Below are 17,312 nucleotides of genomic sequence, written 5' to 3'. Positions count from 1 at the left end.
TAGCACCTCTCTTTCTTAGTCTGCTTCCTCATTGAAGGGTTCTTCTCTATTATACGCATTTATATAAAAAATAGGTAGTAAATTAGTGTGAAAATGATAAAAATGTTCGCCTTTCACACAACTTTCACATCTTTTTTTCTTAAATTTTCGTATTCCTCTCAAAACATTATTCGGATTCCATTTTTGGCAAATAAAAAACGCCTACCGCTGAAAAGCAGTACACGATTTTATTTGAGGAAAGTTGCTTATGAACCTTTTTTACGCATGGCAGTTCCTACTTGATTCACTATAGAGATGAGAATGAAAATAGCGATAAAGACTAAGGCAATCGTAGCTCCTGCTGGCGTTCCTGCATAGTAAGATACCGACAGCCCGGAGAACATCCCAACAATACCGATCACGATACCAACTAAGATCACGTAATTAAAGTGTTTGCTCAAACGCATGGCAATAGCTGCAGGCAGAATAATAATAGCCGAAACCAGTAATGAACCTGCGATCGGCATAATAACCGCAATCGCTACCCCTACCAATACATTAAAGCAAACCGACATCAGGCGCACGGGAAGCCCAGTGGTAAAAGCCGTATCTTCGTCAAACGTCAGCACGTACATGGGTTTGCGGAAAACAAAGTACATCACGACTGTGATCACACATAGTGCAGCTAAGATTTGAACTTGCTGCGGACTGATCGTCACGATCGAGCCAAATAAAAACTGGTCGATGCTGGTATTGGTCCCGCCATCTACAAAACTCATCAACACTAACGCTAATGCTAAACCACCGGACATCAAAATCGCCAGCGAAACTTCTGAGTAAGACTTGAATTCCAGTCTTAAGTATTCTAATATGATCGCCACCACGATCACAACAAACATAGTCGTTAACGTTGGATTTAAATTCAGCAAAAATCCTAATGCGATTCCGACTAAAGACACGTGCGACAGTGTATCAGCCATTAAGGACTGTCGGCGCAGAATCAAAAACAAGCCTAAGATCGGTGCAATAATAGCGATTAAGAGTGAAGCTTGGAAGGCTCTTTGCATGAATCCATAGAAAAACATCTCCACGGCGAATCCTCCTTCCGAACAAGATGAATATGGCGGTCAGCATATTGTTTGATATCCTCATGATCATGAGTCACCATCAAGATCCCTTTGCCATGAAATTCACTATTGTGTTTTAACAATTCATAAAATTGCGTACGAGATTCAATGTCCATTCCCGTTGTCGGTTCATCTAAAATAAATAGATCCGGGTCCGTCGCAAATATCCGCGCCAATGAGATGCGCTGCTTCTGCCCGCCAGAAAGATCGCCGACTTTTTTATCGCGCTGGTCCCACATCCCAACAGACTCTAGCGCTCGTTTGACATGAACATGATCTTCTTTATCCAGTCTCTTGAACCATTTGCCGCGTTGGTAACGGCCCGACTGTACCAGCTCCAGCACTGTGCTTGGGAAACCGGCATTGTAGGAAGCCACTTGTTGAGGAATATATCCCAAGGCTAACTTTTCATTGCGCGTATTGACTGGAGAAATCTTAGCGAAGCCAGTCGACGGCTTCAATAAGCCCAATATGTTACGCAATAAAGTAGATTTGGCAGCTCCGTTTTCACCTGTCAAGATCACAAACTCTCCTGCATCAACGGTGAAATCGATATTCTGCAAAACCGGCTCGTCTTCATAATGAAAAGACAAGTTTTCTACTTCAATATAGTGCATCATTTTCCCTTCTTTCTTTCTCTAGGATCTCATTTGCTACTGGATGCTTAATTTCAAAGCTTCCAAATTATTTCGCATCGCTTGTAGATAATCCACTCCAGCTTCTTGATCCGCTTCCGTGACTCCTTCGATTGGATCCAGCACAGCTAATTGTGTATTTGTCTCATTAGCCAACGTTTCTGAAATAGCGGATGAAGTCGTTTTGCCAAAGTAAATGTATTCAACATTTTGCGTATTGATAAAATTAGACATCTCCGTTAATTCAGACGGACTTGGTTCTGCATCTGTCGACAATCCTGAGATCGCTACTTGGTGTAAATCATAACGGTCCGCCAAATAAGCAAACGCTGCATGCTGTGTCACAAACGTAGGGTTTTCAGCAGTTTCAAATGCTGCTGCATACTCTTCATCCAATTGTTGCAATTCCGTTTGGAAAGCTGTTGCGTTTTCTTCATACAGTGCTTCATTTTCAGAGTCAGCTTCGATCAAGCCTTCTTTGATGTTCGTGACTTCTTCTTGAGCCAGAACCGGATCCAGCCAAATGTGAGGGTCGACTTCATGCGAATGCCCTTCTTCTGCTTCATGATCGTGGTCCTGTTCTTCTTCCTCAGCGTGAGACCCTTCCAACAATTCGATTCCCTCACTGGCATTTACGATGACCACATCAGTCGTGTCGATGCTTTCTAAAATACTGGGAACCCAGGTTTCCATTTCTTCACTATTGTAGACAAACACATCAGCTTCTTGAATTTGCGCCACATCTTTAGCACTTGGTTCAAATCCATGCGTGTCTGTCCCTGATGGCACTAGGATCGACACATCTGCATTGTCCAGAGCTACTTGTTTGGTAAAATCATACATCGGGTAAAACGTCGTCACCACTTGAAGCTTGTCTTCTTCTGCCGGTGCACCAGATTCTTCCGTTGTCGGCGCTGTACAAGCTGCTAAAAAAAACACTAAGCCGGAAACGGCACTTATTGATAGCCATTTATGTAATTTTCTCATATTCATTACCTCCAAATTAAGATCTTTTTTGAGTGTATTTTTATAGGTTTAGATTCAGGATTTCAAATCTTGGGTTTAGTTCCGATGCTCAGATTACAATTTCCATAAATCGTAACTGTTACTATTTACGAATCCTTAAGTAGCTTATCACTATCAAACCACTACGTCAACAAAAAAATAAGAGCGTTGCGAAAGTCAGATTTCCGCAACTCGTCTAGAGCGGAGAAAGTCGTTCAGCTCAACATATGTTCACTTCTAAGAAAGCTTGTTTGTTTTGTTTCGTTTGGAGTTATTTGGCACTTGTGAAGGTACTAAGTGCACTTTAGTTGTTGTCTCAGAACCATTCATCTTTTTTTTAATACTATATAGTACTTAAACACCTTTTTTGTACCATATCTCTCTTTTTGAAAACACTATATGGTACTTAAACACCTTTTTTGTACCATATCTCTCTGTTCGAAAGCACTATATAGTACTTAAACACCCTCTTTGTACCATATCTCTCTTTTTGAAAGCACTATATAGTATTTAAATACCCTCTTAATACCATATCACACCGTTTAAAAACACTATTTAGCTCCTCACCAACTTAGTCACAGCCGTCACCTCAAAAACCACCAACTAACTCAACATTTTTCATCGGCAAAAAAATAGAGCTAGAGTTACCTAGCCCCTTATCAACAGTATCTAGTTTAAGTGGTTCGTTTGCGTCGGTTGAAGCGTGTGACCCCTCTGACAATACGGTAAACTGCTGATGCGCCCATGATTCCGGCAGCAATACTAACAGCTGTTGCCAATGTATTCAAGCCCATTTCAGTAAACAACGTCAACTCCCCATTTAGTGCATAACTCATCGTATAATATAGTCCTCGTCCTGGAACGAATGGGATGATACCTGGTGAAAGGAAAACAGTCACCGGTGTTTTTAGAATTGGCGCCAGAAATTCCGAGTACCATGTAACAAAAGCCGCTGCGAAAAAGTACTGGATCATTTCATTCGGGTGGACGATTCCGATGCCTATATAAATTCCCCACGAAATCATGCCTCCAAATCCAGCCAGGATAACTTTTTTCCCACGAATGTTGTACAACAACGCAAAAGCGACTGAACAGAAAAAGGACGCTATGATTTGTATGATCTCTTCCATTTATATCAGCCCTCCCATGAGCAAAGTCGCCAAACTAAAGCCAGAAGCGATTGAAACAGCTGTGACGAAGGCTTCACTCAGCCTCAATAATCCAGAAATGGTGTCCCCACTGATAATATCTTTGACGGCATTGGTCAGCGCCAGCCCAGGAATCAATAACATGATATTTCCAATGATGATGTGGTCCACATTTGTGCCAAATCCAAGATTGACCGTCAAGATGGTCACAATACCGACTACAAATGAACAAAATAGATTGGTAATAACAGTATTTTTATCGACCTTTTTGATAAAACTGATCATCCACTTCAGCAGCATGGCCACTAAGGCGGAAACAATTGTATCCCCAACATTTCCGCCGAAAAAGACGGTGAAGGAGGATGCGACCAACGCATAGATGAAGTATTGATGGCTAGTAGAATACACTCCGATTAAATCGATTTGCTCAATTTCATGCTCTATCTCTTCCAGGCTGGGTTGTTGGTTCACGATAACGCGGGATAAGTGGTTCAAGCGATCCAATTTGTTCAAATCTGTTACATAAGACCTGATTCTTCTGGTTTGCGTATACAATTCGCCGTCCAACATTCTCACTGTCAGTATAATACTAGAGGTGATCGTCAACACGTTTACTCGTTTGGCTCCGTATGCACTGCACATTCTAGTGATGGAATCTTCTACTCGATTCACTTCCGCTCCACTGATCAGCATTTGTTCCCCAATATCCAAAACAAAGTTAATCAATTCTTTAGTCTTCATGTTTAATTCTCCAATCTATCCAGTGATGATGACCAAATCGCTTATCCAGAATCAGTATAACTCCAATCAATGAATTTTTAAGCTTTAAAGGGTCGACTACTTCAAGGTTCTTACCAAATATACTTCATTACAGAAGCCCTTGAGTCCATTAAACACGCGTTGCGCACGTGAATACTTTTGGCATAGTCCATATATTGTAGGACCTGTTCCGCTCATTAATGCCGTATCTGCTCCAAACTGAAGCATCTTTTGTTTGATTTGCTCGATTTTAGGCTGCTTATGCATGGAGATATTTTCTAAAGCATTGCCTAAATGATCGGCCATCGTTGAATAATCCATGCAGTCGATTGCATTTAAAATGCTCTCCGTATCCGGATGGGCTAGTTTATCTACATCCAATCCTTCGAATACCGTCCATGAGGAGATTCCTCTGCGTGGTTTCACTAGAACTACCCAACATTGCGGAACTTCTTCCAGCGGCTTGATTTTCTCTCCTCGACCATAGGCATATGCAGAACCGCCATAGATGCAAAAAGGGACATCTGAGCCGATTTGCGCACCTAGCTCTGCCAATTCGTCCAAATCAAGTCCGATGTTCCATAACCGATTCAGTCCTCTAAGCGTTGCAGCAGCGTCACTGCTTCCGCCGCCTAAACCAGCAGCAATCGGGATGTTTTTTTCAATATAAATGTGCACCCCTTGACGGATATTAAATTGTTTCTTCAATAACATAGCTGAACGATAAGCTATATTCCGTTCGTCTAAAGGCAAAAAACCGTTGTTGCTTTCAATTAAAATACGGTTCTCTTCCAATAAAGTCAACGTTAAGCGATCCGCTAAATCAATCGAAGTCATGACCAATTCCATTTCATGGTAGCCATCATCTCGTTTATGAAGGACATCTAAACTTAAATTGATCTTCGCCGGCGCTTTTTCTTCCACAATCTCCATCTTCCAGTTCCTCCTTTCGCACTTTTCTTTTACTTCTCTGTAAAATATAGTAGCTGAAAAAAGCTGATTTGAAAAGGAAGAGTTTGTAATCTCATGAAAAGTTCATCAAAAAGCGCAGAATTTTGCCATTTCTGAATCAAAGCAGAGTTATCTTAGATTTAGTTCCTTTTTTGAAGTCAGAAGCTTGCAAGCCTTGAGATACGATTACGGGCTCAACTCCTTGATGAAAAATGAGCTCTGAACATCAAGGGCAAAACTGTCTTGATGAAGAATGAGCTTTGAACATCAAGGGCAAAACCGTCTTGATGAAGAATGAGCTTTGAACATCAAGGACAAAACTGCCTTGATGAAAAATGTGCTTTGAACATCAAGGGTAAAACCGTCTTGATGAAGAATGAGCTTTGAATATCAAGGGTAAAACCGTCTTGATGAAAAATGAGCTTTGAACATCAAGAGTAAAACTGCCTTGATGAAAAATGAGCTTTGAACATCAAGAGTAAAACTGCCTTGATGAAGAATGAGCTCTGAACATCAAGGGCAAAACCGCCTTGATGAAAAATGAGCTTTGATCATCAAGAGTAAAACCGTCTTGATGAAGAATGAGCTCTGAACATCAAGAGCAAAACCATCTTGATGAAGAATGAGCTTTGAACATCAAGGACAAAACTGCCTTGATGAAGAATGAGCTCTGAACATCAAGAGCAAAACCGCCTTGATGAAGAATGAGCTCTGAACATCAAGGGCAAAACTGCCTTGATGAATAAAATCGAGTTACTCATCAAAAAAAGCCTCTTTCACATGGAATAAAGTACACATCTGAAAGAAAACGTTGACCTTATCAAAGAATACGCTACATTTCTTACCTCAACTTATAGAATTAAACACCAGGATTTACCCCAGCAACCAACCCATAGGTCATAGGTCAGAGGAAACTTTTTTACCAACGCTAGAAGACAAAAACTCCTAAATCCATACAAAAAAAGAGCTAAACCATTTTATTAGTGGCTCAGCTCTTTGCATTTACTATTCATTTTTTAAGCGTATTGTACGACTTCATCTTCTAAAAATTCAACTTCTACAGCATGAGTCAATACGTCCGTGTAACTATAAGATACACGTTCAAAAGCATTTTCTTCTTGGTCTAATTCTATCACAAATACGGAATGATAAGTATCTCTTAAAATACCTTTTCTTTCTGTCTTTCTCTTACGACCAGTTTGCGCGGTCACCATAATCTTCTTACCTAATCGACAATCTAAGCTTTCTTTAATGCTTCCCAATGTTATTGGCATTCAGATTCACCTCACCTAATAGCTTTATTATAACACAATTAGGCAAACTTTTGAAGTGTATCATAGAAATTTCTTTTGCACAACTAATATTATTCTCATAATAAAGCGTTACAAAAACCTTTAAATCAGGCATTTCGCTTTTTTGTTTACACAATCTTAATCTTCTTTTAACACTTTTTCATCCAAAGCATCAGCTAATTTGCCAAACTCGACAATCGATATCGTTTCTCCGCGGCGCTTAGGGTCAATGCCTGCTGCTTCTAGTCCTTTGGTCAATTCTGCTTTCACTTCATCTGTTTTTCCATAACGGATCAGCAGATTATTCCAGATCGTTTTTCGGCGTTGCACAAATGCCGCCCGAACCAATTTGAAAAAGAGTTCTTCATTTTTCACTTCTGCCACTGGAGTGTCTCTGCGCGTTAATTTAAGAATAGCTGAATCCACGTTGGGCTGCGGTACGAAGACCGTTTTTGGCACAATAAAGGCTATTTCAGCTTCCATGTAATATTGAATCGCAATGGACAGTGAGCCGTAAGCTTTGCTGCCAGGAGCCGCTGTAATACGGTCTGCCACTTCTTTCTGCATCATAATGACCAAGCCATCGATTCTCATTTCCGACTCTAAAAAGTGCATAATGATCGGTGTTGTGATGTAGTAAGGCAAGTTGGCTACGACCATCAAGCGTTCATCCAAGTCGATCGTCTCTGCCAACACTTCTTTCAAATGAGCTTTCAGCACATCTTGGTGAACAACACGGATGTTGTCATACGGACTAAGCGTGTCTTCCAAGACAGGGATCAATCGGTCATCAATCTCAAACGCTACAACTTGCTTGCTGCTGCGAGCGACATATTCCGTTAAAGCGCCGATTCCCGGTCCAACTTCAATGACATTTGTGTTTTCATCTAATCCGGCAGCCTTGACGATATTGGCCAAAATATTGGGTTCGACGATAAAGTTTTGCCCCAGACTTTTCTTTAGGGAAAAACCATGCTTCTGTAAAATTTCTTTTGTTCTGCTCGGAGTTGCAATATCTTTAAGATTCATTCCGCTTTTCCTCCATTATGGTATTCATTGTCTCAATCAATGTCTCAGGTTTGATTTGGAACATCTGCAATCGTTTCTGCAATTGTTTGCCATTCGTGTAGCCAATATTCAAGGCGTCTCCTACCAGTTTACGATAGTGACTAGCATTTGGTCCACTTGTTAATCCCAGCTCAAACAGCAGTTCTCTCGGAATCAATTGCTTTTGTTCGATCGTTTGCGTATAGGCTTTTGCTAAAGCGGCTTGAATACTTTCTGGTGCTGCATGCTCGATCCCTAAACTGCCTTTGTGTTTCGGCCGAGCTTCATCAACCGTTAAAAAAGCATGTTTTACTCCAGGAATCGCTTGAGAAATCGTTTTGCGAATCTTCTCTCCTGGATAATCGGGATCGGTAAAGACGATAACACCGCGATCGATTTGTGCTTTTTCAATCAACGCCAAGGTCTGGTCATTAATGGCAGAGCCGTTCGTCTCGATCGTGTCGGCAATCACCGATTCTTGGATGCGTCGCGTATCGTCTCTGCCTTCCACTACAATAATTTCTTTTATTTTTTTCATGCATCCAACCCAAACAAGCGATTGGCATTGGCAGTCGTTTGCTGTCCCACTTCTTCATATGTGATACCGCGTTGTTTTGCGACTTCTTCCGCCACGTATTTCACGTAAGCCGGTTCATTTCGCTTCCCGCGGAACGGCATCGGAGCCAAGTAAGGCGCATCCGTTTCAATCAGTAATTTATCAAATGGAACAGCTTTAGCTACTTCGCGCACTTCAGGTGCATTTTTAAAGGTCACGACCCCACTCAGTGAAATGTGCATACCCAGATCTAGAAAACGTTCCATCCAGTCCGTGCTCTCACCAAAACTGTGCATGATGCCGCCGATATCTTCGATGTGCTCTTCTTTCAAGATTTTGTAGACATCTTCTGTCGCCTCGCGATTGTGGATACTGACGGGGAGTCTCAGTTCTTTCGCGACCCTGATTTGGCGGCGGAACGCTTCAAATTGCTCTTCTTTCGTCGAATCTGGCCAGTGGTAGTCCAACCCCATTTCTCCCATAGCTACTATTTTGGGTAATTGCAATTGGTGGTACAATTTTTCTTCGATTGCATCGGTATACGAGTGGCTTTCGGTCGGATGCCAGCCAACGATACTGTAAATATGATCGTATTCTTGGCTTAAAGCCAACGATTTATCGATGGTCGGCGTATCAAATCCCACTACAGCCATACGAGTCACATCATGTTCAGCCGCTTTTGTTAGGGTCTCTGGGATATCATCATTGAATTGTTCGGCATTTAAATGCGTATGTGTATCAAATAACATATTGGTGTTCATTTCCTTTCAAATAGAATTTAACGCAAAAGAAGGGCTGGGACAACTGATCCCATCCCTTCTTTTGAAGTGTTTAATTTTTGTATATTCAGATTGACGGCAAACATCGCGGCTTTTGCTGACGGAGAAGAGCCGCCATTTAGTTTTTACGTTCCCTAATCACGTTCAAATCTTGAAAAAGGGAACACAAAACAAGTTTGCGTTACTATTTATGTGCATTATGGAAGAAAAAGGAACGTAAATCCATTTTGCGTGCCCTTTTCACCTAAAATCTCTCAAAAAAGATACGCAAATGTCCCATCACTCACCTTGTTGCACTCTCTAAGCTACTTCTGATCCATTTGGTGCGTCAATTGGTGCTTCGATGATTTTCAGCTCGCCGTCTTTTTCAGCAGACAAGATCATGCCTTGGCTGATTTCGCCGCGCATTTTGCGTGGTTTCAAGTTGGCTACGATAATCACTTTTTTACCGACTAGTGCTTCTGGATCTGGATACCATTGTGCAATTCCCGATAGGATTTGGCGGTGTCCTTTGTCTCCAGCGTCTAAGCGGAATTTCAAAAGTTTGTCGGCTCCTTCAACTTTAGAGCATTCAATGACTTCTGCTACTTTCAATTCTACTTTTTCAAAGGCATCAAATTTGATCTCTTTATCTTTGATGGAAACCAATTCTGTTTCTTCCGGGTTCCATTCAGCTGCAGCTTCTTCCTCTTCGATAACAGGAGTACCGCCAGCCATTTGTTCTTTGATGTAGTTGACTTCTTCTTCTGTATCTAGACGAGGGAAGATCGGCTCACCTTTAGCGACCACTTGTGTTTCAGCTTGGAAATCACCAAATGCAACGGTTTCCCATGTTCCTGCCGCTTCAACATCCATACCCAATTGCGTGAAGATCGCTTTTGGAGAATGCGTCATAAATGGTTGCAGCAATACTGCTGAAACGCGTAAGCTTTCTGCCAAATGAACCATGATGTTAGACAATTCAGCTGTTTTACTGTCGTCTTTCGCTAATTTCCAAGGCTCTGTCTCATCAATATATTTGTTCGCACGAGAGATCAATATCCAAATATGGTTCAAGGCGCTTCCGAACTGCATATTGTCCATCTCAACTTGGTAGTCTGCTACCACTTTATCCGCAAGAGCTTTTAACTCGTTGTCGAACGCTGTTTGCGCACCGCTGTAAGCAGGTAATTTACCGCCCAGATATTTATTGATCATCGCAACTGTACGGTTCAATAGGTTTCCTAAGTCATTGGCTAGGTCATAATTGATACGAGAAACGTAATCTTCTGGTGTAAAGACCCCGTCGCTGCCAAATGGCACTTCGCGCATCAAGTAGTAGCGTAATGAGTCCAAGCCGTAACGCTCAACCAACATTTCTGGGTAGACAACATTTCCTTTAGATTTAGACATTTTACCATCTTTCATCAATAACCAGCCATGGCCAAAGACTTTTTTCGGCAATGGCAAATCAAGCGCCATCAACATAATTGGCCAGTAAATCGTGTGGAAACGAACGATTTCTTTTCCAACCATGTGCACATCAGCCGGCCAGAATTTGTTGAACAATGAGTCATCTTCTGTTCCGTAACCCATCGCTGTGATGTAGTTTGCCAAAGCATCGATCCACACATAAACTACATGTTTCGGATTGCTTGGAACTTGAATTCCCCAGCTGAAAGTCGTTCGTGAAACAGCTAAATCTTCCAAACCTGGTTTGATAAAGTTGTTGATCATTTCATTTTTACGTGATTCGGGTTGAATAAAATCAGGATGATCTTCGTAATATTTCAATAAACGATCTGCGTATTTGCTCATCTTGAAGAAGTAAGATTCTTCTTTGACCAATTCAACAGGGTGGCCGCTGTCAGGCGATTTCCCGCCAATGACGTTGCCGTCAGCATCGCGTTCGACATCTTCTAATTGAGTCTCTGTATAGAATGTTTCGTCCGGTACAGAATACCAGCCTTCGTATTCATCCAAATAAATATCGCCTTGCTCTAAGAAACGTTCAAAAATAGCTGCTACCACTTTTTCGTGTGTCGGATCAGTGGTACGAATAAATTTGTCGTTGCTGATTTCTAACATTTCCCACAATTTTTGCATTCCTTCAGCCATACCGTCTACGTATTCTTGAGGAGAAATGTTCAATTCTTGAGCTTTTTGCTCGATTTTTTGCCCGTGTTCGTCGCTTCCTGTCAAATAAAAGACGTCAAAACCTTTCATTCTCTTGTAGCGAGCCATAACGTCACTAGCAATCGTTGTATACGCATTTCCAATATGCAATTTTCCACTTGGATAATAAATAGGGGTCGTAATATAAAATGTTTCTTTATCTGCCACGTGAGTACCTCCTTATATTCAATCACTTTGTTAGCATTTCAATGTTAAATTCAGTCATTTTCCAAAAAATCATTCTTGGATAGTATACCACAAAACAGGCTGTTTACGCGACTTGTTCTTTAGAATAGACTTACCCATTCAGCAAATTCCCCCTCACTTAGCGCTAACAAATGTGTAGTAGGAGATTTTTGTTTTGTTGTTATTTAAAAACCCTATTTTCAAAACAGTTTAGATTGTCATATATGACAAGATCCGAGCTTTAAAGGTTGAAACTGCTATACTTATTTTAAGGGGAGGAACTTACATATGAAAAGAAATTTGGTAGTTGGTTTACTGCAGTTTTTGGTGGTAGGTTTGTTTTTAGCAGGTTGCTCTAGTGATGAAGCAACCAATGATACTTGGCACTCTATTGCAGAGGAAGAAGGTGTAATTCTTCAAGCCACAGATCCAGTTACGTTGCTATTCTCTGAAAATGGGGTAGAAGCAGATTACAGCTATTGGGATCCGTCGCTAATCATTGATTTTCCATTTGAAAGCGGGGAAGTTTACGCGGACTATGAAGTTATTCGAGAAGACGACAAGGTGACTATTCAAGTAGGCGAAGAGATACAATACAAGTTAACTATCGTAGGAGATCGATTGTTCAGGGATGAGGACAATGCCTTACTTTTTAAAACGGATAGTTTCCTTGTAGAGTACGAATCCAGTGAAGAATAACTAAACAACATGAAAAAGGGTTAACCGCCAATCAAGGTAATTGCGCTACAAAATTGGAGTTTATCATTTAATAGCAGATACTTGTGATGCGAGAGCAAGTATATTTAATATAAAAAAAGGATTTTACTACTTTATTAAGTAGCAGAATCCTTTTTTTGATACGATTGATTTACCTATATTGAGTATGTAAGATAACAATTTGGTCGGCTAAGACTTCGAGAAATACTTATTTTTTAGCATTACGTTTCTTTATGTACAACTCAGTAATGCCTCCAAATATAAGTATAAAGATCATTCTACCGGTTGTTCTTGTTAAATCATCCGGTAATAACCTAGCAAAAAGAATGTCATATAACAATACCGATAGAGCAATCATAATACCTATTAATAGTGCTGCTTTATTTCTAGGCATATAAATAAAATTCACCTTTCATAAAAAAATAACAAACAGCATTTCTTAATTATAAAGAAAAATTATCCAATTGAAAAAAATTTCTCTGTAAACTAGAAATTTCAGATACATGAAATTGCTTAAAATAGTGTATCTAAAACCTTGAATTAATAAGGTTATTTTTTCGGTTCAAAAAGTTACCAACTCTATTCTAGAATTATTTATCGTCAATTTGATCGACAGGGATTCCTGGCATTCCTAGAATTCCAATGACAACTAACGAAACGATCCAAAGAATAAATTTCCATTTACTTTCTTTGTTTTTTTTCACTATATCTCCCCTCCTTTTTTCTTAAATCGATTTGAATTAAATCCGTAATAATGACACAATAAGGACATAGAATATAAAAAAGGAGATGGATAGGATGGGAAATGAGTCGAAACGACTTGTACATGATTTATATAATAACCTTGTTCAGTCTAATACAGGCGAAGAAATGGAAGACATTAAAGAAGTTCTATTGAAAGTATATAAAAGACTTAATGACTCTAAGGAAAATCCTCCTCTGATTAATCGTCTAATCAATTTCATTTATTTTAAAGCCTTTACTGAAAAAATAACATTTAGTGAAGAGCAAGATGAACTAATTAGACAATTAAGTGGAATTGGGCAAAAAGCTGGTTTGAACGGTTCTTATCGAGCTAACTATGGAGATAAATCACAGTTCTGAAAGACACATGAAAGTACATAGAATCATGTATTCAGAACCTTGATATTTTGAGGTTATTTTTTTGCTAATCAGAGGTACTCTTAGAGATGGCGGCAGGAATTTAAGCTAGTACAATTACTCAAAATTATTTTTTATTGACTATAGATAGATAAAGTTCTATATTATATATAGACAATTGTCTATGTCTTAGTGTCAAAATAAATTCTCTACAAAGGAGCAAAAAAATTATGACAGAATTAGCATTATTTGAACCAGCAATGTGCTGTAGCACAGGTGTATGTGGACCAGCTGTAAATGAAGACTTATTACAAATTACTTCAGTTATGAACGCTTTAGATACATTAGAGGGGTTTCAAGCTAAAAGATACAATTTATCTAGTGATCCTCAAACATTTGTAGAAAACGAACAAATGAGTAAATTATTGCAAGAAAAGGGCGCTGATGCGTTGCCAGCAACACTACTAAATGGTGAAGTAGTTAAATTTGGAGAATACCCTTCAATGGAAGAAATAACAGCTTTTACAGGAGTTAGATTTGTCCCAATGGAATCAAATGACGGCGGCAGTTGCGGACCAAACTCAGGATGTTGTTAGGAGGATTTTAACTGATGAAAAATTATCAACCAGAACAATTAAACCTTACAAAATATCTTTTCTTTACTGGTAAAGGCGGAGTAGGAAAAACATCTACAGCTTGTGCTACTGCAGTTTCTTTAGCGGATAGTGGGAAGAACGTTATGTTAGTGAGTACGGATCCTGCTAGTAATTTACAAGATGTTTTTGAGAAAGAGTTAACAAATAATGGCTTAGAAATTCCAGAAGTGAAAGGCTTAACTGTAGCGAATTTTGATCCTATCACTGCTGCACGTGACTATATGGAAAGCGTTGTTGGACCGTATAGAGGGGTTTTGCCAGATTCAGCTGTAGCTAACATGGAAGAACAATTATTAGGTTCTTGTACCGTTGAAATTGCGTCATTTAATGAATTTGCTGGCTTTTTAACGAATCCAGAAGTTGAAGCTCAATATGATCACATTATTTTTGATACTGCCCCTACGGGACATACATTAAGAATGTTGCAACTGCCTTCTGCTTGGAGTAACTTTTTGGATGAAAACACTACTGGTGTTTCATGTATGGGTCAGCTCTCTGGACTTGGAGATAAGCAAGAAATGTATAAACACGCAGTAAACACATTATCAGAAGGTACAAAAACAACCTTAATGTTAGTGACACGTCCACAAAACGGACCACTGGTAGAAGCGAATAGAGCTTCTGAAGAATTAAAAGAAATCGGTGTATTAAATCAACAATTAATTATCAATGGTTTATTAGAAAGACCGACAGATAGCATTTCTCAAAAGATTTATGATGAACAACAATTAACGTTAAAAAATATGCCTGAAAATTTGAAACAATTTTCAACATTTATTGTTCCATTACGCTCATATAACGTAACAGGCGTTGAAAACTTGCGGTTACTCTTAACATCAGATCAAACAAATGCCGTTGTAGAAGCTCCAGAAGTAATGGATTACCCTAAGTTACAACACATTGTAGATGAATTAGATCGCACAAATAAAAAAGTTGTTTTCACTATGGGTAAAGGTGGCGTTGGTAAAACTACGATTGCTGCTACACTAGCAACAGGATTGGCAGCTAAAGGTAAAAAAGTTCATTTAGCAACAACAGACCCTGCCGCTCATTTGGAATTTGTAATCACTGAATCGGAAAACATTAAAATGAGTCATATTGACGAAAAAAAAGAATTACAGGACTATAAGGAAGAAGTTTTATCTAAAGCTCGTAAGACCATGTCTTCTGAGGAATTGGACTATGTTGAAGAAGATTTACGCTCGCCTTGTACTCAAGAAATTGCCGTTTTCAGACGATTTGCAGAGATTGTTGCTACAGTTGATTGCGATGTAGTTGTCATAGATACCGCCCCAACTGGACACACTTTATTGCTATTAGATTCCTCTCAAAGCTATGCTAAAGAAGTGGAACGAACTTCTGGTGAAGTTCCTGATTCCGTTCGTAGACTGTTGCCAGTTTTACAAGATCCAGAACAAACAGAAGTGGTCATGGTTACTTTACCTGAAAATACGCCAGTCTATGAATCTATGCGCCTACAAGAAGATTTAGATCGTGCCAAAATCGCTCATACTTGGTGGGTCATAAACAATAGTATGCTAACAAGTGGTACAACGAATGACGTATTAAGAGCTCGTGCTCAAAGCGAGGTTACTTGGATCAATAAAGTAGCAGAACTATCCAATGATCATTTTGCGGTAGTCGAGTGGCATTCTACTGAAGTGAAAGGGAGATCCATATCGCAATTTTAGAATCAATTAGTGGAAGGGAAGAGAATAAAAGTGGATAAAATAACTCTTTATGAACCTCCAATGTGCTGTAGCACAGGCGTTTGTGGACCTTCTGTAGATGGAAATCTGATCCGTATAACAAGTCTCTTTCAACAAATACGGAAGATAAAAGGGAAACAATTCATTCGATATAATTTAAGTGCCAATCCAGACTCATTCGTTCGAAATCAAACGGTAACGCAGTTAATCCAAGAAAAAGGGATTGACTGTTTGCCTATAACGGTATTGAATGATGAAACAATTGTTAAAATTAACGACTATCCAACTAATAAAGAACTATCTAAGTGGCTGAATCTATGCTTGGAAGAAGCAGAAGTCTCACTGTAATTAAGTAGAAAGGAGAATAAAAATGACTTACGAAGAATATGCGAAGGTTGCCAAAGCACTTTCGGAGCCAAAACGCGTAAAAATATTGGATATGTTGTCGTGCGGAGAAATGTGTGCGTGTGATATTTTAGAACATTTTGATTTTACTCAACCTACTTTGTCTCACCATATTAAGATATTAGTAGAAGCTGGCTTAGTTACAGCCGAAAAAAGAGGGACTTGGCAACATTACTCAATTAACGAGCAAGTAGCCCAGCAATACATTCAAGGATCCATTCATTTATTAACACATTCATCTGAATGTATTTGTGAGACTGAAGGCATTCAAAAAGAAGCAAAAAGTTTATCTTCTTTTGTTTCTCGTTAAAAAATTAAATACGATTATTATTGGAGGAAAATCATGAAAGAATCAGCTTTAAAAGAAAAAGTATCAAATAAAGAAAATGGAATTGGACTTTGGGAACGTTATTTAAGTTTATGGGTTGCTTTATCAATGATTGTAGGTGTATTACTAGGGCAATTTGTTCCTGTAATTCCTGATTTTTTAAGTCAATTTGAGTATTACAATGTATCAATTCCAACAGCTATTTTAATTTGGTTAATGATTTTCCCAATGATGTTAAAAATTGATTTTAGCAGTATTGTAAATGCAACAAAAAAACCCAAAGGATTAATCTTAACTACCGTAGTAAACTGGTTAATTAAACCATTTACCATGTATGGAATTTCTGCCTTTTTCTTTTTGGTAGTATTCAGACCGTTTTTAAGTCCAGAACTAGCCAATGAATACATAGCTGGTGCGATTCTTTTAGGGGCAGCTCCTTGTACGGCTATGGTATTTGTATGGAGTGAACTAACAAAAGGTGATCCAGCATACACCTTATTGCAAGTGTCTATCAATGATATTATTGTTCTCTTTTTATATGCTCCAATTGTGGCACTTTTATTGGGTATAGGTAACGTATCTGTCCCTATCAATACACTTTTACTCTCCATTTTTGTCTTTATTGTTATTCCTTTAGTTTTAGGAATTGTTGTCAGAAAAAAAGTCGTTAAGCAAAAAGGTGACGATTATTTTGAAAAAGATTTTGTGAATAAATTTGATGGCACAACTCGAATTGGTTTACTACTAACTTTAGTTATTATCTTTTCATTCCAAGGTG

The 17,312-nt window shown here is 39.1% G+C and carries 18 protein-coding genes; 7 read left to right on the top strand and 11 right to left on the bottom strand.

From position 1 onward, the window contains the following. Positions 1 to 245: 245 nt before the first annotated feature. The 11 genes from ACEN36_RS09430 to metG all read right to left on the bottom strand — a co-directional run bounded on the left by ACEN36_RS09430 (position 246) and on the right by metG (position 11,600). Positions 246 to 1,070 carry a metal ABC transporter permease gene (locus ACEN36_RS09430; RefSeq protein ID WP_407102427.1) on the bottom strand — a complete coding sequence of 275 codons (825 nt, stop codon included), beginning with the start codon at positions 1,068 to 1,070 and terminating at the stop codon, positions 246 to 248. Then, the gene (locus ACEN36_RS09425) at positions 1,016 to 1,723 is read right to left on the bottom strand and encodes a metal ABC transporter ATP-binding protein (protein WP_407096224.1); all 708 of its coding nucleotides are present in this window, start codon (positions 1,721 to 1,723) and stop codon (positions 1,016 to 1,018) included. The genes ACEN36_RS09430 and ACEN36_RS09425 overlap by 55 nt, the downstream gene beginning before the upstream one ends. Positions 1,724 to 1,759: 36 nt before the next feature. Next, positions 1,760 to 2,728, bottom strand: a complete 969-nt coding sequence (locus tag ACEN36_RS09420) for a metal ABC transporter substrate-binding protein (protein WP_407126455.1) — start codon at positions 2,726 to 2,728, stop codon at positions 1,760 to 1,762. A gap of 692 nt (positions 2,729 to 3,420) precedes the next feature. Continuing rightward, on the bottom strand, positions 3,421 to 3,876 hold the full coding sequence (locus ACEN36_RS09415) for a threonine/serine exporter family protein (protein WP_407096222.1): 456 nt from the start codon (positions 3,874 to 3,876) through the stop codon (positions 3,421 to 3,423). Then, positions 3,877 to 4,635, bottom strand: a complete 759-nt coding sequence (locus ACEN36_RS09410) for a threonine/serine exporter ThrE family protein (protein ID WP_407126454.1) — start codon at positions 4,633 to 4,635, stop codon at positions 3,877 to 3,879. A gap of 96 nt (positions 4,636 to 4,731) precedes the next feature. Continuing rightward, positions 4,732 to 5,586, bottom strand: coding sequence for a 4-(cytidine 5'-diphospho)-2-C-methyl-D-erythritol kinase (ispE, locus tag ACEN36_RS09405; RefSeq protein WP_407096220.1), 855 nt, complete (start codon positions 5,584 to 5,586; stop codon positions 4,732 to 4,734). 1,034 nt (positions 5,587 to 6,620) lie between these two features. Further along, positions 6,621 to 6,878: a Veg family protein gene (locus ACEN36_RS09400; RefSeq protein ID WP_407096219.1), complete on the bottom strand. Its 258-nt coding sequence runs from the start codon at positions 6,876 to 6,878 to the stop codon at positions 6,621 to 6,623. Positions 6,879 to 7,034: 156 nt separating this feature from the next. After that, entirely contained in the window at positions 7,035 to 7,925 is an 891-nt protein-coding gene (gene rsmA / locus ACEN36_RS09395; RefSeq protein WP_407096218.1) for a 16S rRNA (adenine(1518)-N(6)/adenine(1519)-N(6))-dimethyltransferase RsmA, read from the bottom strand. Then, entirely contained in the window at positions 7,915 to 8,481 is a 567-nt protein-coding gene (gene rnmV, locus ACEN36_RS09390; RefSeq protein ID WP_407126453.1) for a ribonuclease M5, read from the bottom strand. Before rnmV ends, rsmA begins: the two co-directional genes overlap by 11 nt. Next, the gene (locus ACEN36_RS09385) at positions 8,478 to 9,248 is read right to left on the bottom strand and encodes a TatD family hydrolase (protein ID WP_407126452.1); all 771 of its coding nucleotides are present in this window, start codon (positions 9,246 to 9,248) and stop codon (positions 8,478 to 8,480) included. Before ACEN36_RS09385 ends, rnmV begins: the two co-directional genes overlap by 4 nt. 330 nt (positions 9,249 to 9,578) lie before the next feature. Continuing rightward, entirely contained in the window at positions 9,579 to 11,600 is a 2,022-nt protein-coding gene (gene metG / locus ACEN36_RS09380) for a methionine--tRNA ligase (protein ID WP_407126451.1), read from the bottom strand. Positions 11,601 to 11,906: 306 nt separating this feature from the next. Between metG and ACEN36_RS09375 the strand changes: the two genes are divergently transcribed. The 7 genes from ACEN36_RS09375 to ACEN36_RS09345 all read left to right on the top strand — a co-directional run. After that, positions 11,907 to 12,317 (top strand): hypothetical protein, encoded by a 411-nt coding sequence (locus ACEN36_RS09375; protein ID WP_407126450.1) that lies wholly within the window; start codon positions 11,907 to 11,909, stop codon positions 12,315 to 12,317. 816 nt (positions 12,318 to 13,133) lie between these two features. Continuing rightward, positions 13,134 to 13,439, top strand: coding sequence for a bacteriocin immunity protein (locus ACEN36_RS09370; RefSeq protein WP_407096213.1), 306 nt, complete (start codon positions 13,134 to 13,136; stop codon positions 13,437 to 13,439). Between the two features lie 227 nt (positions 13,440 to 13,666). Beyond that, positions 13,667 to 14,032 carry an arsenite efflux transporter metallochaperone ArsD gene (gene arsD, locus ACEN36_RS09365; protein ID WP_161841582.1) on the top strand — a complete coding sequence of 122 codons (366 nt, stop codon included), beginning with the start codon at positions 13,667 to 13,669 and terminating at the stop codon, positions 14,030 to 14,032. 14 nt (positions 14,033 to 14,046) lie between these two features. After that, a complete protein-coding gene (gene arsA / locus ACEN36_RS09360) occupies positions 14,047 to 15,783 on the top strand; it encodes an arsenical pump-driving ATPase (protein WP_407126448.1) in 1,737 nt (578 codons plus the stop codon). Positions 15,784 to 15,813: 30 nt separating this feature from the next. Next, positions 15,814 to 16,149, top strand: coding sequence for an arsenite efflux transporter metallochaperone ArsD (arsD, locus tag ACEN36_RS09355; RefSeq protein WP_407126447.1), 336 nt, complete (start codon positions 15,814 to 15,816; stop codon positions 16,147 to 16,149). A gap of 22 nt (positions 16,150 to 16,171) precedes the next feature. Continuing rightward, positions 16,172 to 16,516: a helix-turn-helix transcriptional regulator gene (locus tag ACEN36_RS09350; RefSeq protein WP_089977188.1), complete on the top strand. Its 345-nt coding sequence runs from the start codon at positions 16,172 to 16,174 to the stop codon at positions 16,514 to 16,516. Positions 16,517 to 16,549: 33 nt separating this feature from the next. Beyond that, a partial coding sequence (locus ACEN36_RS09345) for an arsenic resistance protein (RefSeq protein ID WP_407126446.1) occupies positions 16,550 to 17,312 on the top strand: 763 nt, incomplete at its 3' end.

Origin of the sequence: Desemzia sp. FAM 23989 (assembly GCF_045528345.1) — a bacterium.
Classification (GTDB): Bacteria; Bacillota; Bacilli; order Lactobacillales; family Carnobacteriaceae; genus Desemzia.
The sequence above is the reverse complement of the archived record's forward strand: the minus strand, read 5'-3'. Positions and strand labels throughout refer to the sequence as shown.